This is a genomic window from Lacinutrix sp. Bg11-31, from assembly GCF_002831665.1.
Classification (GTDB): Bacteria; Bacteroidota; Bacteroidia; order Flavobacteriales; family Flavobacteriaceae; genus Lacinutrix.
The window spans coordinates 1,534,818-1,558,819 of sequence record NZ_CP025118.1 but is presented as its reverse complement, the minus strand read 5'-3'; the positions used below and the strand labels follow the sequence as shown (position 1 = coordinate 1,558,819).

Here is a 24,002-nt window from a genome sequence, read left to right as displayed (position 1 = left end):
TTTTAGCTATATTTCAATTATCTTACCAAATGCAAAAGCAGGACAAAATGTCTTTTTTTAATTAATTTATTATGACTTTTTGTCAGCTAATGAATTTTTGTTTTGCATTTGTAAGTTAATCAAAAGGTCTCGACATAAATAATGATAAATGTCATGAAATTGATATTTTTGTTTAACCTAATGCAATGAAAATTGCTAAAATAGAATTACTATGTTTGGAAAATTATTTGGAGGATCGAAAGAACCAAAAGTTGAGAAAATATTACCTTGGAAACAGTTAACAACTGTAGACCAACTTAATGTTATAGAGAAATTATCTAAAGGAAAAACACAAGTTATCTTTAAACATTCTACGCGCTGTGGTATTAGTAGTATGGTTATGAATCAATTTGTGTCTGCATTTAATGTAGATGCTAATTTAGATTTATATTATCTAGATTTGTTGAGCTTTAGAGACGTGTCTAACGAAGTTGGGTTTAAGTTTCAAGTCATGCATCAATCGCCACAACTATTAGTTATTAAAAACGGAGTAACAGTAACTCATGCAAGTCATGGTGCTATTAATGAGATTGATTTATCCAAATTTGTATAATAAATTGTAAAAATGAAAAATGTATCGTTATTAATTTTTGTAAGCTTATTTGTTTTAGCATGTGGTAAAAACACTAAAGACGATGTGTTACCTTCTAATAATTGGGAAGCTATGCAATGGAATAGTAAGCTAGATACCTCTTTAGTTTCAGGAGCTACTTATCTCTCTGTTTATTCTCAAATTTATAGTACTACAGAGCATAAAACACATGATTTAACAGCAACTGTTAGTATAAGAAACATAAATAAAAGTGATACAATTTTTATTAAAAACGCGAATTATTTTAATACTAAAGGCGATTTATTAAGAACTTATTTTGAAGCACCAATTTATGTAAAACCGATGCAAACTATTGAAATAGTTATAAATGAGAAAGATAAGTCTGGTGGAACAGGTGCAAATTTTGTGTTTGATTGGTTAGCTCCAAAAAAAGAGAAAGCACCTTATTTTGAAGGTGTAATGATAACTACTTATGGACAACAAGGTTTGTCTTTTACAACGAAAGGCGTGATTATTAATGAGTAGAAACATTCATAGAGATTATATTTTTTTATAAATTCACAGGATATTTAAAATTTATGAAAATAAAAGTTTTAAGAGTAGTATTCTTATTGTTGATGATTACAAATTTTTCTTGCAATAGTGATTATGATGGTTGCAACGATAGTGATGTTCCAGTTAATTTTAATGTTAAAGTGAAATTGATTTCTACAAGTGGAGATAATTTATTTAATGACAACGATTTTAATGTATCGTTATTAAAGTTAACTGATTTAGATAGTGAAATAACTAGTCGTGCATTTTCTCAGGTAACAGAAAATGGAGAAGAATTAATTGAATTTGATGCTCTAAATATGAGTAGTGTTAGTTTTGTTTATGATGGCACAGAAAAGTTTTATTTTGGATTTCATGATATACAAATGGAAACAGTAGACTGTACTATTAGAGTTGCAAGTTATAAAGCAAAAAAACTAAATGGAGATTTAGTTTGCAACTGTAGAGTTAATGATACTTTAGTTATTACTTTAGGCTTATAAATATTAAAAACATAGAAGTAAAAAACTCCCAAAGCGATTTGGGAGTTTTTGTTTCTAGCTTCTAAAATTATAACGTGTTATTATATTTTTTAGTTTTAATTTAAGGTCTTCACCAGTATCGTAAACCATTTGCTCATTACTTGGAAAACGAATTCTTCTATTTTTAAGAATTTGTACGTCTTCGCTAGTTAAAGCTCTTTTGTCACCTCTTACAGTAGCATAAAGGTTATCGAATACAAATTCACTATCTATTGGGAAGCTTTCTAAAACTTGATTTTGTTTTAAATCACTATACACAACCTTAGCTATTACTTGTGTCGATTTAAACTGATTAAATTCGTTAAGCCTTGCTTTTGCTATAATTATTTTATCTTGCTTAATATCGTTACCAAGACTATCTTTTGCAACATTTCCATTTCCATCTAAAACATATTCCCAACCATCTATAATGCTCTTTTGTCTCAATAATTGTTTCTCGGTAATACGTTCTGGAGATACATTTATTCTTTTTAATTGTAATGCCATTGCGTAATCGTAATCTATAGTGTTATTTGCGTTTGCATGATATACTGTCCAAAAATCGTTTATACCATAAGTATCAAAGTTTAGCAAATCGTCTTGTAAACGTGCTGGTATTATTTGATGTGTTTGGTTTTCTATTTCTACAATAACATAGTCTGTTCCTTGATGGTGTGCAATATCTATAAGTTGTCTTACATCTTTAAAATTCGCATTTATACTTTCAATATATTCTAGAGTGTCAAAAGCATTTCTATTATCTACCTTGTTGTCGCTTTGCATTAAACTTAAAGCAGTGTCGTATTTATAGCTTGAAACTTTAGCTCTATATTCTACTATAGAATTGGTATAATCGCTAAAGTTTAAAGTCAATAGTTTTCCGCCAATATATAAAGGCATTACTGCTTTTATAGCACGTTGTCTATCATCTAAATCCAAATATGTATTAAAGATATTTTGATACTGTTCTGGGTTACCATCTTTTTTTAAATGATTGATATCACTATGGTTTTCTTCAACTACTTTGTAAAAGGCATCTTGAAGCATAACAATGTAATCTTGTTTACGCTTTTTGTCTTTGTTGTTCTCTAGTTTTTTTAGAGCGTTACTAATAGCCTGGTCATAATTTCCAGAGTGTAGTTGTTTTTCAATTTGTTTTCTTCCAACACATGATGTTAGTACTAGAAGAAGTACTGCTAATAATGTAAAGTTTTTCATCTGTTCGGTTTTTATTGGTTTATACATAGTATAAATTCAATTAACGTGCCAAACTTAAAAAAGCCTTTAAACACTGGGTGTTTAAAGGCTTTTTTAAAAAGTAATAATTATCGTTTATTTTTTCTTAGAGTTAAAAACAGGTAAAAGTTTAGTAGAAACTTCTCCAAAACCTATTCTTGTTCCGTCTTTTTCGCAATAACCACGCATAATAACAGTATCGTTATCGTTAATAAATTTACGCTCTGTGCCATTATTTAATTTTACTGGCTTTTCTCCTCTCCAAGATAATTCTAACATAGACCCATAAGAATCTGGTGTTGGTCCTGAAATAGTACCACTTCCCATCATGTCTCCAGAGTTTATTGGACAACCATTAATTGTATGGTGTGTTAATTGTTGAGCCATTGACCAATACATGTGCTTGAAATTAGAACGACTTACAACTGTTTCTTTAGCTTTTTCTGGTTGAATAGAAACCTCTAAATTAATATCGAAACTTCTTTTTCCTTTTTGTTGTAAATATTCTAATTGCTTTTTTAAAGGCTTTTGGCCTTCAATACGATAAGGTTCTAAAGCATCTAAAGTAACAATCCAAGGAGAAATTGATGAAGCAAAACTTTTTGCTAAAAACGGTCCTAATGGTACGTATTCCCATTTCTGTATATCTCTAGCACTCCAATCGTTAAATAAAACCAATCCAAAAATGTACTCTTCAGCTTCTTCAATTGGAATAGGTTCACCTAGATCGTTAGCATCTGTAGTAATAAAAGCCATTTCTAATTCGAAATCTACTAATTTACTAGGTCCAAAAACTGGTTGTGTTTCGCCTGCAGGTAAAGTTTGACCTTTTGGTCTGTGTACTGAAATTCCAGAAGGAATAATAGAACTACTTCTACCATGATATCCAACAGGTATGTGTAGCCAATTTGGTAATAATGCATTATCTGGATCTCTAAACATAGTCCCAACATTAGTTGCGTGTTCTATGCTTGAGTAAAAATCTGTATAATCACCAATTTGTACTGGTAATTGCATTTCTATTTCATCTAAACGGAATAATACAGCTTCTTTATGTTTAAGGTTTCCTTTTAGTGTTTCGTCTTCATCATCAAATATTTCAGCAATTCTATTACGCACTAAACGCCATGTTTTGCGTCCATCTGCAATGAAATCGTTTAAAGTATCTTGAAGAAAAATATCATCAGTAAGTGGAATATCTTCAAAATAGCCTAATTGGTGTAAAGCACCTAAATCTATGGCTGTGTCTCCAATTCTTGTTCCTATGGTAATAATATCATCTCTTGTTAAAAAGACACCAAAAGGGATGTTTTGAATTGGGAAGTCCGAATTTTTATCGACGTGTAACCACGATTTTCGGTCTGGATTATTAGCTGATAATGGCATATGTATAATTGTTGATTTGTTGTTTATAAATTCTAAGTAAATATATGTTTTTTGAATTATTTACCGTGGTTATTTCTTATTTTTGATAAATTTTTAACGTTAATCAATTTTCGAAATTACGGAAATTACCAAAAGATAAGCATATGCAACGCGACGAACAAATATTTGAATTAATTGAAGCCGAAAAACAACGCCAATTAAATGGTTTAGAATTAATAGCATCAGAAAACTTTGTAAGCGAACAAGTTATGGAAGCTACAGGTTCTGTTTTAACTAATAAATATGCCGAAGGTTATCCTGGGAAGCGTTATTATGGAGGTTGCGAAATAGTAGATGAGGTAGAGCAAATAGCTATCGATCGTGCTAAAACTTTATTTGGTGCTGTTTATGCAAATGTTCAACCACATTCTGGAAGTCAGGCAAATACAGCCGTTTACCATGCGTGTTTAAAACCAGGTGATAAAATTCTTGGTTTCGATTTGTCTCATGGTGGACATTTAACACATGGTTCTCCTGTAAATTTTTCTGGGAAATTATATAATCCTGTGTTTTACGGCGTAGAAGAGGAAACAGGCGTATTAGATTACGATAAAATTCAAGAAATTGCAACACGCGAGCAACCGAAGTTAATTATTGCTGGAGCTTCAGCGTATTCAAGAGATATCGACTTTAAGCGTTTTCGTATTATAGCAGATAGTGTAAATGCATTATTATTAGCAGATGTTTCTCATCCTGCTGGTTTAATTGCAAAAGGAATATTAAACGATCCTATTCCACATTGTCATATAGTAACTACTACAACTCACAAAACATTACGTGGCCCAAGAGGTGGTATGATTTTAATGGGTAAAGATTTTGAAAATCCTTTTGGAATTAAATTGAAAAATGGAAATTTAAGAAAGATGTCTTCTTTATTGGATTCTGGTGTGTTTCCAGGAAATCAAGGTGGGCCATTAGAGCATGTTATTGCTGGTAAAGCAATTGCTTTTGGTGAAGCTTTAACAGAAGAGTTTATGCATTATATGTTACAGGTTAAAAAGAATGCATCAGCAATGGCTGAAGCATTTGTAGCTAGAGATTATAAAATTATTTCTGGAGGTACAGATAACCATATGATGCTTATTGATTTAAGAAACAAAAACATTACAGGTAAAGAAGCAGAACAAGCATTAGTAAAAGCAGATATTACTGTAAATAAAAATATGGTCCCTTTCGATGATAAATCTCCTTTTGTAACATCAGGAATTAGAATTGGAACAGCTGCAATTACAACACGTGGTTTAAAAGAAAACGAAATGGAAGCTATTGTTAATTTAATAGACGAAGTAATAAATAATCATGAAGATGAAGCAGTGTTAGAAGCAATAGCTGTTAAAGTAAATGCTATGATGAGTGATTTACCTTTGTTTAAGATGTAAGTTTATTCATTTATAATTTAACAAAAAATCCCATTCGAAAGAATGGGATTTTTTATTGTTTTATATTTTGACTATCAAAGTCACTTTTTTTTGTTGAGTCTATAGATAGGTGAATTATAATCTATTCAAAAGTAATATGTTGATAAGCACCCAAATCTGGAGAAGCAGTTCTGTTAACTCCTAAAAGGTCTTGTGGCACTTGTGATGCAAAGGTTGAACTCCCTTCAGCATTTGCGTTAGAATCGTCACCTATTAATAAGTCGTTATTAAAAGGGTCGCTAAAATCTGGCTCTTGATTACGGATTATATTTTCGTAATGAGAAGTATCTGTAAAATCGTAATTATCTCCACTTGGACTATTTGAGGAATCTTCAAATTTCACTAAGCAATTTGTAAATTTAAAATCAAAAGTTACAGCAGGATCTGTTACTTCATCCATAATAAACTCAGGATTATCGTTACCGTAGATTATAGAGTTATTAAAATTGGCTTCTGTAAAAGCAGTAACATTTGTAATATTATTGGCATCGACAAAGAAGTTGTTTACTAAAAGAGCAGGAAATTGTCTAAAACTATTATTCCAGTAATTAGCAATTGTGCTATGTGTAAAGTTATATTTTCCTCCTTGAGTTAAAGCAACAGAAGATTGTCCTGCATTATTAGCCACTAAATTTTCTGCTTTTACAGAGCTGTTTCTTGCTAAAAGACCATAGTTACTAAAATTATAAAGTTGAGAATTTGTAATTGTTAACTTATTTTGAACAGCATCTGCATTACCATCGCTTAAAACACCAATGGTTCCGTTTTTAATTGTAGTATGGTTAATTGTATTATTTATACTATTCTCTAAAAGCCAGATGGTTCCCCATTGGCCAGGAACATCTGCAAAAGCAGGTTCTAATCTGTCGCTTTCAAAAACAACTTCATTCTCCATAAGTTCTTGATCTGTACTTAAACTTCCATTAACTTGAAGCGATGCGTTTTCTGAAACCAAAAGTCCAGAATTAGCATGAAAATGTACTCTTGTTCCAGCATCTATAGTTAGTGTTTCTCCACTTGGTACAGCTGCATAGCCATAAATAACATATGGTCTCTGGTTGGTGAATGTTAGCTCTGAAGGTAGTAGCTCGCGTCCTTGTATTTCTGTTTCTACTGGTTGTCCATCTACAGTTATAGTTAGTGTTTCTATAATTCCAGTGGTATTATCGCGATCTGGATATATAAAGACTGCATCTTTAACCAATGTTACTAAATCTACGGATTGTAGATTACTTCCTGCATCAAAATTTATCTTATCTGTATATAAAAATTCATTGTTTAATGTAGATTCATTTTCTATATCTATTGTAGTTTCAACAAAAATAAACAAACTGTCTTTTGCATGTATTTCTACATTATTAAATGTTTGTCCCGCATTTCCATCGACGTTTAATCTATAGTTAGAGGTTGCTCCACGTTCTAAAGCAATCGAAGGTATAGAAATATCATTGTCACTCCTATTATATACTTTTAAGTTGTAAGTACTAGAACCAATATTTGTAAAAACGGTATCTAAATAAACAGTGTCTTTAGAGAATTCAAGGCTTCCTGTGCTAGGAGCGAAGTCAAAATCTTGACGACAAGAGCTCCAAAGTAATAAAAAGCTAAAAATGGTAAGAAAGTAAAATATCCTTTTCATGTGCATTATTTATTGTTTTTTTATGGTTGCATGCTGTTCGCAATTACTCACTATGTTAAGTGATGAAATTTTTAACATGTTCGTTTCATAAAAGTGTAATTAAATGTATTCGCTTTAAGCGACTAAAATATAACTTTTGGATTTATGTTTTAGTATGTATTGGTATTTATTAACTGAATAGCTTTTTAATTTCCTCAGTAATACGAGTTGGTTTTAATGTTTTAGAATCTATAAAACACCATTTAGTTTCAGATTTTGCTAAAAGGATATTTGTTTTCGCATTTAAAATTTCTACTATTCTTATAGAAGTAACACCTTCTGCTTTTGTAACGTATGTTTTTAGTAGTAATCCGTCGTTTAAAAAAGCAGGTTTTTTGTAATCGATTGTATGCGATAATAACACCCAAAAATAATTATCAGTAATGTTTTTTGATGCCTTTTCTAGCCAATGCGATTTAGCAATATTATTTACCCAATCGATATAACGTACGTTATTAACGTGATTAAGTTCGTCTAGATCTTCTTTGGCTACTATTAGGGTTTGAGTAAAAACTTGCAAACTAATCTTCAATAATTTTTACCTCGAACAATTTATCCCAACGCTTACCAGTAACAAAAATAGTTTGTGTTTCTGGGTTGTATGCGATACCATTTAAAACATCTAAACCTTTATGTTTAGTTACACGTTCTTTTAAAGGTGAAAAGTCTATTACAGCTTCAGTTGCTCCATTTTCTGGATTAATAATTACTACACCATTTTTTTGGTAGATGTTAGCGTATATTTTTCCGTTTATCCATTCTAGCTCATTAAGCTTTCCTATTTTACCTTTATTTGTATAGACTTGTATATTACCATCTTCAACTAAAGTTTCAGGATTTAAATACCATATTTTTTCGGTACCATCACTTTTATAAAGCATTTTTCCATCGTTGCAAATTCCCCAACCTTCTTGGCTTTTTCCAAATTTAAAAGTACTAGTGCGTTTAAAAGTATCTGCATTATACACAAAGCCTTTGCCGCTTAACCACGTTAATTGGTAAATACTGTTGTTTAAAACGGTTAGTCCTTCACCAAAATAATTATCGGCTAAGTCTACGTTTTTAAGCACTTCACCAGTTTTGTAATTTACTTTACGCAACTTACTTTCTCCTTTTTGACCAGTACTTTCGTACAATTCGCCATTGTAAAACTCTAAACCTTGTGTGTAAGATGTAATATCGTGAGGATAGGTGTTAATAATTTCGTAACCCAATACCTTTGGAGACGTATTACTTACAATTGAAATATTTTGAGTAGCAGTTTCTGTTTCTCCATCGTAGGTTATTGTAGCAGTAATATCATGACTTCCAAGCTTAAAATCTGTTAAAATAGTAGCTTCATTAATGTCTTTACCATCCAAGGTGTAACTAACAGATTCTATTTTAAATTTCTTTGGATTTTGAATACTAAGCTTTAATTCTTGGTCTAAAGCAATAGTATTATTGGTTGCATTTGTAGAAATGCCAAAGTTTTTTTTAGCAGAACTGTCTCCACAGTTAGATAGAGTTGTAGCTAAAATTATGATAATTAGGTGTTTAAATACGTTCATTTTATTCTTGTAATTTTAAGCAAGATATTTATTAAAATTCGGTTTAAAAAATGATTGTGATAATATTAAAAGATTGTATCTTTGCAGCGGCAAGTCCTACACAACTAGCTCCTGTTGAATCCTCCAGGTCGGGAACGAAGCAAAGGTAAATGGTCGTAGCAGTGTGATGTAGGTAGCTTGCCTTTTTTTATGCAATAAACTCAAATCTTGAAAGCCTTGGCTAATCAGGATTTTTTAGTTTAATATACTCTCGTTAAAAACAATAAATATCATTATTTAAGTATATTGTATTTTAAATTTTAAGTTCTAAATTTATAAGATATGTCTAAAGTTATATTAATTACAGGTGGATCTTCCGGAATAGGAAAATCTATTGGTGAATATTTAAAGCAACACGGTTTTATTGTTTATGGTACAAGCCGAAGTCCAGAGAAATATACTAACCATCCTTTTAAAATTGTAGGTTTAGATGTAAAAAATGTAACTACTATTAATAACGCTGTTGCGGAAGTAATTGCTGCCGAAGGAAAACTAGACATCCTTATTAATAATGCAGGAGTAGGAATAACTGGACCAATTGAAGAAATTCCTGAAGCCGAAATACAAAACAACTTCGACACTAACTTCTTTGGACCAATAAACGTTATTAAGGCTGTTTTACCGCAAATGCGAAAGCAGAATAGTGGATTGATAATTAATATTACTTCTATTGCTGGATTTATGGGATTGCCATATCGTGGCATTTATAGTGCAAGTAAAGGTGCCTTAGAGTTATTAACCGAAGCTTTTAGAATTGAGTTAAAAGATTTTAATGTGAATATGACTAATATTGCACCTGGCGATTTTGCTACCAATATTGCTGCTGGACGTTATCATGCTCCTTTAAAAAATAACTCTCCTTATAAAAAATATGAAAGTGTTTTAAGCGATATCGATGAGCATGTTGATAATAGTAGCGATCCAATTGCTGTTGCCAAAATGGTTTTAAAAGTTGTGAATACTAAAAAACCAAGAACACATTATAAGGTTGGTGCTTTTATGCAGAAATTCTCTATAGTTTTAAAGTTTTTATTGCCTGATAAGGTTTATGAGAAGATGCTGATTAATCATTATAAGCTGTAAGTATCAGGTTTTATTTAAGAAATCTTTTTTTGTTAATATCATTTCATATCATTTTTTCTTGTAGCCTAAGTTAAATTGTAACTTTGTAGCGCGTTAAGGATAGAAGCGGCATCCTTTTTTGCTATTTGAAGCAAAAAAGATATAGCGTATAGCCTGACCTTTAGGTAACGCCCAAATAATAAACACAACTAAATATTTAATATGAAATTTTTTATTGACACAGCCAATCTTGAGCAAATTAAAGAAGCAGAAGATATGGGAATCTTAGATGGCGTAACTACAAACCCATCATTAATGGCTAAAGAAGGCATTACAGGAACAGATAATATTTTAAAACATTACGTAAAGATTTGTAATCTTGTTGAGGGTGATGTAAGTGCAGAGGTTATTGCTACCGATTTTGAAGGTATGGTAAAAGAAGGTGAGGCATTAGCCGAATTACACGAACAAATCGTTGTAAAATTACCTATGATTAAAGATGGTATTAAAGCATGTAAATATTTTAGCGATAGAGGAATAAGAACAAACGTAACTTTAGTGTTTTCTGCAGGTCAAGCATTATTGGCAGCAAAAGCAGGAGCAACGTATGTATCTCCTTTTATTGGTCGTTTAGACGATATTTCTACAGATGGTTTAAACCTTATTGCAGAGATTAGACATATCTATGATAATTACGCTTTCGATACTCAAATTCTAGCAGCATCTGTTCGCCATACAATGCATGTTATAGATTGTGCTAAGTTAGGCGCAGATGTAATGACAGGTCCTTTAAGTTCTATCGAAGGTTTACTTAAACACCCACTTACAGATATTGGTTTAGCTAAGTTTTTAGCAGATTATAAAAAAGGAAACTAGGTTTATTGTTTATAAATTTAGTGCATAAAAAAAGTTCTGAAAATTTAAATTTTCAGAACTTTTTTATTTTTATAAGGATGTAAAGTTATTGGTTTAAGATCCCTAATAATTCTTGCTCGAAACCTATACCAAACATATTGGCTTTGGCATTTATAATTTCTCCTTTTTTATTTATAATAAACACTTTTTGTATTGGTTTTATTGTAAGTGTTTCTTTAGATTGTTTTGGTGTTTTAAAGCGATATTCATTATAAATTCTAACATCATAACGGTTTAAAATATTTACCTGTTCTTGATAAGAAAGAGAGTCTACATTGATAGCGATGTACTGAAATTCAGGATATTTTACATTTAGCTCTTTTATGCGTTTATGTGAAGAAATTAAATGATTTTTATACTTTTTAGACCAAAAATAGAGAATAGTCGGCTTTTTAATTAGTTCGTAAAGACTAATTTCCTTGTTATTTTTATTAAGTAATTTAACTGGTGGAATTTTATTTCCTGGTTTTAGCCTTTTGTAAGAATTAACAAATTCTTCTGCGACCTCTATGTCTTTTTTATTAGTGCTTTTTGCTTTAAAAACTTGTAGCATTTCGTCGTAATCTTCGGTGTTTTTAGAGACGTTAATAAATTGACCTAAAACAAAACTTAATAGGTTATTCTTGATGTCTTCGTTACTTACTCTTTTGTCTATAAGCTCAAGCTTATCAAGGTTGTAATGTAGGTCTAACTTGTTGTAAGTGCTGTCTTTAGAATGTGTAAAGTGCTGTTGTAAAGCAATATTATTAAAATGAAATCTTAAAAAGGAAAGGTATGGACTATGATCTTTTAAGGTTGCATTGTTATAGTCTATATTTTCCCTATAATTATAAAAATCTTTTGGAAGGTTTTTAAAAGCATCTAGTTCGGATATTTTATAGTTAGCTAAAGGATAGAGCTCTTTGTGTGCATAATACTCATAATTAATGCTTGCTTCGGCAATTTCATTAAATAAAGAAGAGGTTTCATTTTTTAATTTTATTTTTTCTAGTTTTCTTAACTTCCAATCTCTTGATGCTCTGTAAATACTGTCAAACTCTTTAGCTGTTTTTTGTCCTAGATCAAGAATTTTTTTATCTTCTTTTTCATTTAACAAATACATTTCCATTAAGAAATTGTTCTCTTTTGCTCTATTACCTGTAAATACTAAAGACTCGTCAAAATATAAAGTGTTTAGACGTAGCATTAAACTATCGTTATGTTCAATTAAGAAGTTTTGGAATTCTCTGCCATCAAAAAAGCCATATAAACCAGGTTCAAAATCTTTTAAAGTATAAGAGAATCTATTTTGATGATTGAGCTTTACAGTATCAAGCGTGATGTCAGATTGCATAATAACTATATAATCACTATTAGGATTAATAATTTCACCTCCAATATATGCTTTGTTAAAAGAAGCATCTTCCTTGTCTTTTTTACAAGAAAATGTAGATGCCACTAATATTACAATAAGAAATAAAAAATTAGATTTCATAAATAAGCACACGCAATAGTTAGATAAACAAAAATATGTTTTGAAATTGAATAGAGGTGTTAATGCGTTGTTAAATTGAATATAAAATTAGTTAATTACTTAACTTTAAAGGTGTTGTGAAACATATATAACAGTGTATTTGTTTTCTAAAACCGAAGATATTATTTACTTTTGCAAAAAACTTGCAAACGCTTTTATGTCAAGGAGTAAATAGCACTAGGTTTATAAGTTTTTAGATTAAAAATAGAATAAAAATTTTCTGAGATAAAAATAAATAGAATAGATGTTATCAGTTTCAAATCTTTCAGTACAATTTGGTAAAAGAATACTTTTCGACGAAGTAAATACAACCTTTAATAATGGAAATTGTTACGGAATTATAGGCGCAAATGGTGCTGGAAAATCAACGTTTTTAAAAATAATTTCTGGACAGCAAGATGCTAATTCTGGAAATGTACACTTAGAATCAGGAAAACGTTTGTCTGTCTTAACACAAGACCACAACAAGCATGATGAAGACACGGTTTTAGAAACTATTTTAAAAGGAAATCAACCTTTATATAAACTGAAGTCTGAAATCGATGCATTGTACGCAGATTATACAGATGCTAATGCAGAGAAAATTGGAGAACTTCAAGTACAATTTGAAGAAATGAATGGTTGGAATGCAGATAGCGATGCAGCTGCAATGCTATCTAATTTAGGGATTAATGCCGATTATCACTATTCTTTAATGGGAGATCTTGATGGTAAACAAAAAGTACGTGTGTTATTAGCACAAGCGCTTTTTGGAAATCCAGATGTACTTATTATGGATGAGCCTACCAACGATTTAGATTACGAAACTATTTCTTGGTTAGAAAACTTTTTAGCAAATTACGATAATTGTGTAATTGTTGTTTCGCACGATAGACACTTTTTAGATGCAGTTTGTACACATATTAGTGATATCGATTTTGGTAAAATCACGCACTTCTCAGGGAACTATACATTTTGGTACGAGTCTTCTCAATTAGCTGCAAGACAACATGCACAACAAAACAAGAAAGCTGAAGATAAGAAGAAGGAGTTAGAAGAGTTTATTCGTCGTTTTTCTGCTAACGTTGCCAAAAGTAAGCAAGCTACCAGTAGAAAAAAGATGATTGATAAACTTAATATCGAAGATATTAGACGTACAAGTCGTCGTTATCCTGCTATTATTTTTGAACGCGATAGAGAAGCTGGAGATCAAATATTAAATGTTGAAGGATTAACTTCTACATTAGATGACGACGTTTTATTTAAAGACATCGATTTGAGTCTTAACAAAGGAGATAAAGTGGTTATATTCTCTAGAGATTCTAGAGCAACGACTGCTTTTTATCAAATATTGAATAATAACCAAAAAGCAGACTCAGGTAAGTTTAATTGGGGAGTTACAACAACACAATCTTACCTTCCTTTAGATAATAGTGGCTTTTTTGATAACGATTTAACCTTAATAGATTGGTTACGTCAATGGGCTCAAACAGAAGAAGAAAGAGAAGAAGTAAATATTCGTGGATTCCTAGGTAAAATGATTTTTAGTGGTGAAGAGGCCTTTAAAAAATCTACAGTATTATCTGGAGGAGAAAAAGTACGTTGCATGCTGTCTCGTATGATGATGACTAGAGCAAACGTTCTACAGTTAGACGAACCAACAAACCACTTAGATTTAGAAAGTATTACTGCTTTTAATAACTCTTTAAAGAATTTTAAAGGCACAGTATTGTTTACTACTCATGATCATGAGTTTGCGCAAACTGTAGGTAATAGAGTGGTAGAATTAACACCAAATGGAGTTATAGATAAATACAGCACTTTCGATGATTACATGCAAGATGCTAAGATTAAAGAGCTTAGAGAGAAAATGTATTCTGTAAAGTAGTACTTTAGTAAGTAGCCTTCGGTCAACAGTTTATTGTAAACAAGTTTTTAATATAACAAAAGCCTCAAAAATCTTAGATTTTTGAGGCTTTTGTTTTTAACTGAGCAGCAACTGTTTTTTTTTTTTTACTGCGATTGAAAATTAACTAGTTTCCATTTCGCCACGAACTGCTTCTACTATACGTGTAGCAACATCTGTTTCGCTTTCATGAACGTATATTTCTGCTTGCCCTACATACGCAGTACCAAATCCAGCTAAACGTCCAGACTCTGTTTCGTCTTTAATTATTGGATTTATACCTTCGTCTTCTAAGCGTTGTTTTATTACTTGAACAATAATAGTTCCACCTGTGTAAATTTTTATGTATTCTGAATCTGTCATAACTATTGTGTTTAAAGGTTATACTTAAATATACGAAATAATAAGGATAAACTTACAATAGATAATGTAGTTTAAGATTATTTTAAGAGATCTAAAGTCCTATTTATTTTGTATCTTATGTATGAGTTTATTAAAAAGTTACGAGATGAGTGGTGTAGGAAAATTAAAATATAGAATATTGTTATTGCTGTTTGGTTTTTCAATAATTGTGAATGCACAAAATATTGATAAAGATGAAAATAAAATAGAAGTAATTTTAGATTCTTTAATGCCGCAGCAAACAGACATTATTTCATTCCTATCTAATTCAAAAGAACATTCTACTTTTTTAAAATTACTAAAAGCAACAGGAGTAGACGAGGAGTTTTCTACAGAAACTCGTTTCACGCTCTTTGCGCCTACAAACGCAGCTTTCGAGAAATTGCCAAAAGGAACTTTAGAAAATTTAATGTTACCAGAAAGCAAATACAAGCTTACTAATATCCTTAATTATCATGTTATTTTGGGAAGCGTTAGCTCTACTAAAATGTCTGAAAATATCACTAAAAATAGAGGTAAAGCTAAGTTTCAGGCTAAAAGTGGAGGTGTAATTACTGTTTTTATTAAACAAGGAATATTTGCAATCGAAGGAGAAAAAGCTATACTAATAGAAAGCCCAGATAAGCAACAAAGTAATGGTTTTGTGCATATAATAGATTCTGTATTAATACCTCAATAGACTAGGCTTCTTTAATTAAAAATTAAAGCGCTAATAGAAGAAGAAATTAGAGCGTTTACTTTATTCTGCTTTTAAATAATTATAGAGTCTAAAGGCTCCATAACAAATCATGGCAATAGATAGTACTAGTCTTAATACCGAGATTGTCTCCTCTTCAAAAAAGTATCTATAAACAATATAACTTCCAAGACCTAAAAATAATAGTCCAGAGATTAAACTCCATGTGCTTTTTTGTGGCGCTCGATTATTTTGTGTTTCCATAATTATCTTAATTCTGCTCCTAATTTACTTTCAAAGTTGTTTTGAAGCTTATTCATTATTTTATCGACTACTTTATCTGTAAGTGTTTTGTGCTCATCTTGAAACATAAAGCTAACTGCGTAACTCTTTTTTCCATTAGGCAAGTTTTTACCTTTGTAAACATCGAATAGGCTTACGTTTTTAAGTAGTTGTTTTTCGGTTTGTTTTGCTATGGTGTGAATATCTTCAAACGTTACTTTGTTGTCTAATAATAAAGCGAAATCACGTCTAACTTCTGGGTATTTAGGAATAGCTGTAAATTTAATTTTGTTGCGTTTTGCAACTTCAATAATATTATCCCAATTAAAATCGGCAAATAAAACGGCTTGACTAATATCAAAATGCTTAGTGATTTTGTTTTTTACAATTCCAAAATCTACTAAAACCGTTTTGCCTAGACTGTATTGTATACCTTCTGCAAAGGCATCATTTTTTGTAGGTAATACTCTGTAACGTGAAACGCCTAAACGTTCTAAAGCAGCTTCAATAGTTCCTTTTAAGTAAAAGAAATCGCCTTTTTGTTGCGGTGTAGCCCAGCTTTCTTGCGTTTTATTTCCTGTAACAAAAAGCGTTAAGTGTTTATATTCTTCTCGAGTACCACTGTAATCGTGATATGTTTTTCCGAATTCAAAAAACTTTAAATCACTTCGTCTTCTGTTTATATTATATGATACTGCTTCTAGTCCAGAAAATAATAACGACTGTCTCATTACAGACAAATCATTACTTAATGGATTAAGCATTGTAATATTATGCTCTTCTTTTAATTGATCGCTAAGTGCTATATAATTAGGTGTAGTTAACGAATTAGCCATAATCTCATAGAAACCTTGTGCAGCTAATTGGTTACCAACAACATTCTGTATTTTATGATCTTCAAATTTAGAAGAATTAGAAATCGACGCATTAAGCTTCGTTGTGGTTTTAATATTATTGTAACCATACACACGAAGTATTTCTTCAATAACATCTGCTTCACGCTGTACATCATTTCTGTATGCAGGAATGGTTAAACCTAAACCAGTTTCGGTAACATTATTAACTTTAATCTCTAAAGAAGATAAGATACTTTTTATAGTCTCTTTATCAATTTCTTGACCAATAAGTTTGGTTACTTTATCGAAAGTAATATGTACTTGAAAATCTTCAATTTTATTAGAATAAGCATCAGAAACATCACTTGTAATTTCACCACCTGCAACTTCTTGAATTAATAGAGCAGCACGTTTTAAAGCATATTGTGTAATGTTTGGATCAATACCACGTTCAAATCTAAAAGAAGCATCAGTATTTAAAGCATGGCGTTTTGCTGTTTTTCTAACACTTACAGGATTAAAAAAAGCACTTTCTAAAAATATTTTTGTTGTGTTTTCAGACACTCCAGAATCTAGTCCACCAAAAACACCAGCAATACATAGTGGTTTTTTAGTATCGCAAATCATTAAATCGTCTTCATGTAACTCACGTTCTACACCATCTAAGGTTGTGAATTTTGTGCCTTTAGCAACGGTTTTTACTTCAATTTTATTGTCAGCAATTTTATCAGCATCAAAAGCATGTAAAGGTTGCCCTAATTCATGTAATACATAATTTGTAGCATCTACAATATTATTTATTGGCGATAAACCAATAGCTTTTAAGCGATGTTGCATCCAAGAAGGAGACTCTGCAATCTTAACTCCAGATATTGTTACACCACAATAACGTGGTGCTAATTCTTTATTTAAAACATCTACATCTATCTTTAACGAGCGACTATCTACATGAAACGCACTTACAGAAGGTGTTATTAATTCTAAATTAATGTCTTTATGTTGTAAACCAGCTTTTAAATCGCGAGCAGTACCAAAATGACTCATCGCATCTGCTCTGTTTGGCGTTAAACCAATTTCGAAAACCTGGTCGTTTTCAATTTTAAATAAATCTGCACAAGCAGTTCCAACAATAGTATCTTCTGGTAAAACCATAATACCATCATGAGATTTTCCTAAACCAAGTTCATCTTCAGCGCAAATCATTCCAAAGCTTTCTTCGCCTCGAATCTTACCTTTTTTAATGGTCCAAGCTTCACCTTCCTCAGTATATAAAGTAGTGCCAATAGTGGCAACAGGTACTTTTTGTCCTGCAGCAACATTTGGTGCTCCACAAACAATTTGTACAGGTTCGCTAGCTCCAATATTTACAGTAGTAACCTTTAGTTTATCGGCATTACTGTGCTGTACACAAGTTAAAACTTCGCCAACAACAACGCCTTCTAATCCGCCTTTAACGCTTTGGTAAGCGTCTAAACCTTCAACTTCAAGACCTAAATCGGTTAGTAATTCGCTGGTTTGCTCTGGTGTCCAATCTGTTTTTATAAATTGTTTAATCCAGTTGTAAGAAATCTTCATGTAATTTACTTTAAGAGCGCAAAGATAACAATAGTTACGGCTTATTAAAACCAAAGAAACGCTTTTTATTGCAATACGTTAGTTTGTATTAAAGTGTTAAAAAGTAGAGGTTAAACGTCTAAAATATTCAAGAGAACGTAAATAGTACTAAACATAAATTATTAATCCTTTTAAAATTATCCCACAAATGAAACATTTAAAAATCACATTGTTTTTTGCCGTAGTATTCTGTCTTGCAAGTACTCAATTTGTTGCAGCTCAAGTAGAAGTAGAAACAGAGGAAAAAGTAGAAACTGAAGTTGAGGTTAAAAAAGAAAAAGTAGAAATTAAAACTGTTGAAACTGAAGCTACAGAAACCGTTAAATTACCTAAAGCAGACGACGATGCAACCGACTTAAAGCGTTTGGATGGTGAAGGAACCAAAGAAGAAGACCTTGATATGGAAGATGAGGATGACGACGAGGACGATAATAACTAAGTTTTCCTTAAATTCATTTAGAAAAAGACATTGCGAAAGTAGTGTCTTTTTTTTAGTTTATAATTTGAGTAAGTATTTTAAAAGCCAAATACTGTATTATTTAAATTGTGGTTAACACATGTAATAAAACATATAAGCAGGATTAAACTAAAAACCCGTTTTTATTTGTTAGGTTTTTATCGTTACTTCGATTACTTAAATAAAAAACAAAACATGCGTAAAATACTAGCACTTTTAACCCTAGCAATAACCTTCTCTTGTCAAGACAATTCGACTCAAGAATTCCTTTATTTAGGAGACTACAGAGCAGAATTACAAATAAGTGATACCGAAGTAATACCATTTACTTTTAAAGTAAAAGACGCAAATAACTTAACTGTTTTTAATGCTGAAGAACAAATAGAAGTAAACGAAATAGAATACCGTAACGACTCTGTATTTATAAACATGCCAGTTTTTGAAGCGCTTTTAGCAGCAAAAATTAAAGACCAAACACTAACAGGAAACTTTATAATAGAAGGTAAAGATAGAGTAGTGCCTTTTAAAGCTGAAAAAAGCAACACACGTTTTAATGTTACAGCTAAAGCTGAAGCAAATATCTCTGGAAACTGGGAAACTGTATTTAGTCCAGAAACTGAAGCAGACAAATACATAGCAAAAGGTGTTTTTAAACAAAACGGAAACCAAATAACAGGAACCTTTTTAACCGAAACTGGAGATTATCGTTTTTTAGAAGGTGTTATTAATGGAACAGATTTAAAACTATCTACATTCGATGGAGCACATGCCTTTTTATTTACAGGTAAAGTAACCGATTCTACTATTAACGGAACCTTTTACTCTGGAAGCCACTGGAAAGAGCCTTTTACAGCGAAGCGTAATGCTAATTACAAACTACCAAGCGCAAATGCATTAACCTATTTAAACGAAGGTTACGATAGTTTGGCTTTTACCTTTCCAGATGCTAACGGAAACATGATTTCTCTAAAAGATGAGCGTTTTAAAAACAAAGTAGTATTAGTACAAATTATGGGAACCTGGTGTCCTAATTGTTTAGACGAAAGTAAATACTACGCAGAGTTTTACAAACAAAACAAAGACCAAGGTTTAGAAATTGTAGCCTTAGCTTTTGAGTATGCTAAAACCAACGAAAAAGCATTTGAAAGTATAAAACGTTTACAAGATAGAATAGATATTACTTATCCCATTTTATTAGCGCAAACAGGAACGACAAGTAAGAAAAAAGCACAAGAAAAATTACCAATGCTTAACCATGTATTAAGTTACCCAACTACAGTGTTTGTAGACAAGCAAGGAAAAGTACGTAAAATACACACAGGCTTTAATGGTCCTGCAACTGGTGAAAAATTTACAGAGTTTAAGAGTGAGTTTACCGAGTTTGTTGGTGAGTTGTTAGCAGAGTAATTTAATACACTTATTGAATTCTTGTAGCTTTTAAATAGTAATGATAACCTTCTAGCTCGCTTTCATGCACTTTTTCTACTTTTAATAACTCTTGTTTGTCTTTTAGAAAACCTTCTCTAGCCATAGGAGCATGACCAATAGAAAATTTTAATTCCGAAGAATTGATCTTAGTAGGTTTTGTATTAAATGTATTAGAATACATCCTTGCATGAACCGTAAAATCGTCTAACGCTAGTATTTTAGTTACACCATAAGTGCCATCTTTACTTTGTAATGTATAAAGACCTCCAGTTTTTAAGCTTTTAGGTTTTTTTGTTTTGCTTTTATACTTGTATACAACTAAGATGCTAATGAGGAGGATTATAATTATTATTACAATAGATGTAGTCTTCATATTTTAAATGATGTCTTAATTGATAGGTTGAAATGTTTCTTTCAAACTAATGAAACTAGTAGTTGTTTTTGGTTTCGCTAACGTTTATGTATAAGAATAGTTGCGGGTTTGTATGCGAGGATTTTCCGAAGGAAAATCAGATGCAACAAACACAAAACTAACTTTTGATTAAGCACTAAACCGCAATTATTTTTATACGGTGTTGTGTTTTAGTGCTTTTTCTGTTCTATTAATTTCTTTAATTCAGTCCATTTTTTGTCCATAAAATGAAAATTCGGCAGTTTTAATTTCGTTTTAATTCCGTTTGATTCGTATAAAATCCGATTCCGTTTTATTCCAATAATCTTATTTAATTCAATCCGTTCATTTTTGTTTTCGAGATAAATGTAGTTTTCGTCAAATTCAATTTCAGTCGGTTTGTCAAAAACTTTTTTCATTAAAATTAGAGCGTAAATCACGAATAACGAACAAAAGATAATAGCTACGACTTTTTGAGTCCAAATGCTATAAATCAGAAATCCAATTCCGCCGACAAGAATAATTCGAGCGATTATATATTGAGCATAATGCAAATTTGTATCGATTCGTTTTTTTGTCATTTTTGTTTTCGCTCGTGGTTTTTCGGCATTAAACACAATGTTTCGTTGATATAAAATCGTTTCAATGTTTTATATCAAACGTTAGCGAAGTTAGGTTTTTAAAAATTCAAACCGAATGATTTTGTATAGACATATATAAGTACTTATTAACAAAGTGCTAAGCTGTGTTTTCTTGCAACAACAGCAGTTACTTTAGCTCAATACTATCAATTAACAACTCAAAGCTTTCAGCCTTTTTGTTTCCTATTAAAAAAGCTAATTCTTCAATATTGGTTTTATCAAAACTTGGGTAGTCAAGCGTTCTTCCTCTAAAAGCAGGGTACATATCTTTTAAATTTATAGTAATGGTTTCCCATTCGCCAGAAGTTTTAAAAGTGGTAATGTAAGAGTAGCGTTCTTTTCTATTGGCTTTAATTCTAAATTGGTAGTCTTTGCTATCTCCTTTTAACTTAATGCATACTTTGGTGTGTTTAGAAATGGCTATGGTTTCTGTATCGTAACGTAGAGAAGAAAAACCACCATTGTTTTCTAAAGATATTTCACCACTAAAAACACCGTGACCATTATTGTTTAAAGCAAAGTTTCCGTTAGAGCGTCCACCCATAACTACATCGTCTATAATACGCCAATTAGAGATGTTAGCGTCTTTGGTGAAATTAAAAATAGGAGTAGAAGTCATAATTGTTGTAAATAGTAAGATTAAGGCTAATGGTTTCATAGCGTAGCTTTTATCAAATTTATGACTTTGTGCGTGGTTTTTGTCTCAATAAAAAGTTAAAAGCGATTTTGTCATTCCTGCGAAGGCAGGAATCTACTATCAATACTTAATTAAAATAGGTTGCTGCTTTGGTAGGAATGACAAGTGCTTATTTGTAATGTTATAAAATTCCTTTTCTTAAAGGCGTGTTTTAACCATGTATAGTTTCGCTTTTACCATAACTTTTTATTAATACACCTTCAAACTCTACAAGTTCTTGCCAGCGTTTATCTACATCAATACCTTTTCCGTATTGTCTAGCAAAGGTTATAAAAGTGGTATAATGTCCAGCTTCGCTAATCATTAAATCGTGATAAAACTTAGAGAGTTCTTCGTCGTTAATACGTTGAGATAATAATTTAAAGCGTTCGCAGCTTCGTGCTTCTATCATTGCCGAAAACAATAAACGGTCTACAAAGCTTTGTAGTCTGCTACCACCTTTGTTCATAAACTTATATAATTGGTTTACGTAATGGTCTTTGCGCTCACGACCTAAGGTGTAGCCACGTTTTTTAATAATATCGTGTACCATTTGAAAGTGCTCTAATTCTTCTTTAGCAAGCTTTAAAAGCTCTGTAACTAGCTCTTCGTGTTCGCTATTGTGTGTAATAATAGTAATAGCATTTGTAGCTGCTTTTTGCTCACACCAAGCATGATCTGTTAATATTTCTTCAATATTACTCTCTACAATGGTTACCCAACGTGGGTCGGTTTCTAGTTTTAGGTGAAGCATGCTCATGGTTTACTATTTTTAGGTAAAGATAATTATAATAGAGATTAAATTGTGATGTCACTTCGAGTGAAATTCTTTTTTTTAGAATTTTGTATCGAGAAGTCGTTAAGGTTTTACAAGGTTTTGCAACAGTTTAGGAAGGTTCTCGATACACTACTCCTAAAGTCGTATCACTCGAACTGACGAAGCTAACGAAAACTGTTATTTGTAAATGTGTTTTAGTTTTTCGAAAACAAATTGTGCACTAGTAATAGCGCCTTCCATTTTACCAGGAAATACAGCGCTTGTCTCTGCTCCAGCAATAAATAGCTTATTGTCTAAATAGATGTCTTTAAACAATGGATGACCATTATTTGCTTGTGGCATTAAAAAGCTGTCGCTTGCAATATTGGTGTGTTTCTGGTTTGCCCAATCGCATTCTTCATAGCTTTCGAAAGCTAAAGCCTGATCTCCATAATAGCTTTGTAACTGTTTTAAGGCTAGGTTTTTTCGTTCTTCTTTAGTGTGTTTAGAAAACGATGCATTTATAAAACCGCTTAATGCATATAAGTTTTTACCTGCATTAGAATGGTCGTAAAACTCTTGAATAATGCCAACACTACTGTAAATAGTACCACTTGTGCGTTCGGCTTTCCAAAATGGTGTTTTATAAGTAAAACCAATTCGTATAGAATTATGCATCCAAGTGTGTGTTTTATATAAAAGGTCTTGAATAGCTAATGGTAATGCAGGTTCTATGGTTATGCTTTTAGAAAACAACAATGGTGGAAGCGTGGAAACAATATGCTTACAATGGTATGTTGTATCGTTTGTGTTTGCCTCTAAGCCATTAGTAAACGGCTTAATAGATTGCACAGTTTGGTTACATGCAATGGTATTGGTATCTAGTTTTTGCTCTAAAGCTTTAATAATTGAATAAGTACCATTTACAACACGATAACTTATAGAGTTGTTTGCAGGTAATTGTACTAATTGCGCTGCTTGATTTTGGTTAGGATGGTAAATGGCTGTGTTACCATAATGTTGTGTAAAAACAGGTACATCAAGCGCTTTTAATAATGCTAAAGCATTGGTTTGTTGGTCTATTAACCATGTAGCGCCTAATTCTATTGGTGCTTGGTTGGTGTTGTATTGTGTTTTAATTCTACCACCAACTGCGTTGTTGGCTTCTAGAACCTTAACTTTTATGTTTGCATTTTTAAGGTAGTAGGCGAGTGTTAAACCAGTTAAACCAGCTCCAATAATAAGTATATCTGTTTTTATTGTTTCCATAAGTTGTTGGAGGTCTGTCTTTAGTTTTGGTAGAAGCTTACTTGAAGTGGTTGTTATTTTGGACGTTTTACTTGTGATTGGCTAAAGTAATACTAATAAAAAAAGAAGCTTCGCTCTTTTTCTTCAAACCATCCGCTTTTGTTATACAAAACCACCTTCCTTCAACTGAAGGAAGGAGCGTTGTGTGATTGGTGTTTGGCTTATG

The 24,002-nt window shown here is 31.5% G+C and carries 24 protein-coding genes and 1 other RNA gene; 11 read left to right on the top strand and 14 right to left on the bottom strand.

What is annotated here, in order from left to right:
• The first annotated feature begins 205 nt into the window (after positions 1–205).
• From ytxJ to CW733_RS06935, 3 genes are read left to right on the top strand one after another with little or no spacing between them, the layout of a single operon-like run.
• Positions 206–592, top strand: coding sequence for a bacillithiol system redox-active protein YtxJ (ytxJ, locus tag CW733_RS06945; RefSeq protein ID WP_100996509.1), 387 nt, complete (start codon positions 206–208; stop codon positions 590–592).
• Between the two features lie 12 nt (positions 593–604).
• The gene (locus CW733_RS06940; RefSeq protein ID WP_100996508.1) at positions 605–1,117 is read left to right on the top strand and encodes a DUF3124 domain-containing protein; all 513 of its coding nucleotides are present in this window, start codon (positions 605–607) and stop codon (positions 1,115–1,117) included.
• A gap of 53 nt (positions 1,118–1,170) precedes the next feature.
• Positions 1,171–1,629, top strand: coding sequence for a hypothetical protein (locus CW733_RS06935; protein WP_157811553.1), 459 nt, complete (start codon positions 1,171–1,173; stop codon positions 1,627–1,629).
• A gap of 54 nt (positions 1,630–1,683) precedes the next feature.
• Here CW733_RS06935 and CW733_RS06930 read toward each other — a convergent pair whose 3' ends face one another.
• Both CW733_RS06930 and fahA read right to left on the bottom strand, forming a co-directional pair.
• Positions 1,684–2,865 carry a hypothetical protein gene (locus CW733_RS06930; RefSeq protein WP_100998727.1) on the bottom strand — a complete coding sequence of 394 codons (1,182 nt, stop codon included), beginning with the start codon at positions 2,863–2,865 and terminating at the stop codon, positions 1,684–1,686.
• 114 nt (positions 2,866–2,979) lie between these two features.
• Positions 2,980–4,269, bottom strand: coding sequence for a fumarylacetoacetase (gene fahA, locus CW733_RS06925; RefSeq protein ID WP_100996506.1), 1,290 nt, complete (start codon positions 4,267–4,269; stop codon positions 2,980–2,982).
• A gap of 143 nt (positions 4,270–4,412) precedes the next feature.
• Here fahA and glyA point away from each other — a divergent pair, with 143 nt between their 5' ends.
• Entirely contained in the window at positions 4,413–5,687 is a 1,275-nt protein-coding gene (gene glyA, locus CW733_RS06920) for a serine hydroxymethyltransferase (protein WP_100996505.1), read from the top strand.
• Positions 5,688–5,808: 121 nt separating this feature from the next.
• Here glyA and CW733_RS06915 read toward each other — a convergent pair whose 3' ends face one another.
• From CW733_RS06915 to CW733_RS06905, 3 genes are all read right to left on the bottom strand, one after another.
• Entirely contained in the window at positions 5,809–7,365 is a 1,557-nt protein-coding gene (locus tag CW733_RS06915; RefSeq protein WP_100998725.1) for a hypothetical protein, read from the bottom strand.
• A gap of 169 nt (positions 7,366–7,534) precedes the next feature.
• A complete protein-coding gene (locus CW733_RS06910) occupies positions 7,535–7,936 on the bottom strand; it encodes a thioesterase family protein (RefSeq protein WP_232730407.1) in 402 nt (133 codons plus the stop codon).
• Positions 7,926–8,954 (bottom strand): glutaminyl-peptide cyclotransferase, encoded by a 1,029-nt coding sequence (locus CW733_RS06905; protein WP_100996504.1) that lies wholly within the window; start codon positions 8,952–8,954, stop codon positions 7,926–7,928. Before CW733_RS06905 ends, CW733_RS06910 begins: the two co-directional genes overlap by 11 nt.
• Positions 8,955–9,041: 87 nt before the next feature.
• Here CW733_RS06905 and ffs point away from each other — a divergent pair.
• The 3 genes from ffs (at position 9,042) to fsa (ending at position 10,931) form a co-directional block, all read left to right on the top strand.
• An RNA gene (gene ffs / locus CW733_RS06900) (signal recognition particle sRNA small type) lies at positions 9,042–9,140 on the top strand.
• A 135-nt stretch (positions 9,141–9,275) separates the two neighbouring features.
• Positions 9,276–10,076 (top strand): SDR family oxidoreductase, encoded by an 801-nt coding sequence (locus CW733_RS06895; RefSeq protein WP_100996503.1) that lies wholly within the window; start codon positions 9,276–9,278, stop codon positions 10,074–10,076.
• A 201-nt stretch (positions 10,077–10,277) separates the two neighbouring features.
• Positions 10,278–10,931, top strand: coding sequence for a fructose-6-phosphate aldolase (gene fsa / locus CW733_RS06890; RefSeq protein WP_100996502.1), 654 nt, complete (start codon positions 10,278–10,280; stop codon positions 10,929–10,931).
• A gap of 85 nt (positions 10,932–11,016) precedes the next feature.
• Here fsa and CW733_RS06885 read toward each other — a convergent pair whose 3' ends face one another.
• Positions 11,017–12,444, bottom strand: coding sequence for a redoxin domain-containing protein (locus tag CW733_RS06885; protein ID WP_100996501.1), 1,428 nt, complete (start codon positions 12,442–12,444; stop codon positions 11,017–11,019).
• 283 nt (positions 12,445–12,727) lie between these two features.
• On the opposite strand from CW733_RS06885, the gene CW733_RS06880 reads away from it, so the two are divergent.
• The gene (locus tag CW733_RS06880) at positions 12,728–14,350 is read left to right on the top strand and encodes an ABC-F family ATP-binding cassette domain-containing protein (protein ID WP_100996500.1); all 1,623 of its coding nucleotides are present in this window, start codon (positions 12,728–12,730) and stop codon (positions 14,348–14,350) included.
• Between the two features lie 141 nt (positions 14,351–14,491).
• Here the strand turns inward: CW733_RS06880 and CW733_RS06875 are convergent, their stop codons facing one another.
• Positions 14,492–14,731, bottom strand: coding sequence for a putative signal transducing protein (locus tag CW733_RS06875; protein ID WP_100996499.1), 240 nt, complete (start codon positions 14,729–14,731; stop codon positions 14,492–14,494).
• 121 nt (positions 14,732–14,852) lie between these two features.
• On the opposite strand from CW733_RS06875, the gene CW733_RS06870 reads away from it, so the two are divergent.
• The gene (locus tag CW733_RS06870) at positions 14,853–15,449 is read left to right on the top strand and encodes a fasciclin domain-containing protein (RefSeq protein WP_100996498.1); all 597 of its coding nucleotides are present in this window, start codon (positions 14,853–14,855) and stop codon (positions 15,447–15,449) included.
• 60 nt (positions 15,450–15,509) lie between these two features.
• On the opposite strand, the gene CW733_RS06865 is transcribed toward CW733_RS06870, so the two are convergent.
• Together CW733_RS06865 and pheT are read right to left on the bottom strand one after the other, a co-directional pair.
• A complete protein-coding gene (locus CW733_RS06865; protein WP_100996497.1) occupies positions 15,510–15,710 on the bottom strand; it encodes a hypothetical protein in 201 nt (66 codons plus the stop codon).
• Positions 15,711–15,712: 2 nt separating this feature from the next.
• A complete protein-coding gene (gene pheT / locus CW733_RS06860; protein ID WP_100996496.1) occupies positions 15,713–18,139 on the bottom strand; it encodes a phenylalanine--tRNA ligase subunit beta in 2,427 nt (808 codons plus the stop codon).
• A 187-nt stretch (positions 18,140–18,326) separates the two neighbouring features.
• Between pheT and CW733_RS06855 the strand changes: the two genes are divergently transcribed.
• Positions 18,327–18,617, top strand: coding sequence for a hypothetical protein (locus CW733_RS06855; RefSeq protein ID WP_100996495.1), 291 nt, complete (start codon positions 18,327–18,329; stop codon positions 18,615–18,617).
• A 213-nt stretch (positions 18,618–18,830) separates the two neighbouring features.
• Positions 18,831–20,042, top strand: coding sequence for a peroxiredoxin (locus tag CW733_RS06850; protein WP_100998721.1), 1,212 nt, complete (start codon positions 18,831–18,833; stop codon positions 20,040–20,042).
• Positions 20,043–20,052: 10 nt separating this feature from the next.
• Here the strand turns inward: CW733_RS06850 and CW733_RS06845 are convergent, their stop codons facing one another.
• The 5 genes from CW733_RS06845 to CW733_RS06825 all read right to left on the bottom strand — a co-directional run bounded on the left by CW733_RS06845 (position 20,053) and on the right by CW733_RS06825 (position 23,854).
• On the bottom strand, positions 20,053–20,436 hold the full coding sequence (locus tag CW733_RS06845) for a hypothetical protein (protein ID WP_100996494.1): 384 nt from the start codon (positions 20,434–20,436) through the stop codon (positions 20,053–20,055).
• Positions 20,437–20,645: 209 nt separating this feature from the next.
• The gene (locus CW733_RS06840; protein WP_157811552.1) at positions 20,646–21,035 is read right to left on the bottom strand and encodes a hypothetical protein; all 390 of its coding nucleotides are present in this window, start codon (positions 21,033–21,035) and stop codon (positions 20,646–20,648) included.
• 187 nt (positions 21,036–21,222) lie between these two features.
• On the bottom strand, positions 21,223–21,753 hold the full coding sequence (locus CW733_RS06835; RefSeq protein ID WP_100996492.1) for a CIA30 family protein: 531 nt from the start codon (positions 21,751–21,753) through the stop codon (positions 21,223–21,225).
• Between the two features lie 190 nt (positions 21,754–21,943).
• Positions 21,944–22,525 carry a tRNA-(ms[2]io[6]A)-hydroxylase gene (locus tag CW733_RS06830; protein ID WP_100998719.1) on the bottom strand — a complete coding sequence of 194 codons (582 nt, stop codon included), beginning with the start codon at positions 22,523–22,525 and terminating at the stop codon, positions 21,944–21,946.
• A 201-nt stretch (positions 22,526–22,726) separates the two neighbouring features.
• Positions 22,727–23,854 (bottom strand): FAD-dependent oxidoreductase, encoded by a 1,128-nt coding sequence (locus CW733_RS06825; RefSeq protein WP_255411495.1) that lies wholly within the window; start codon positions 23,852–23,854, stop codon positions 22,727–22,729.
• Positions 23,855–24,002: the final 148 nt, after the last annotated feature.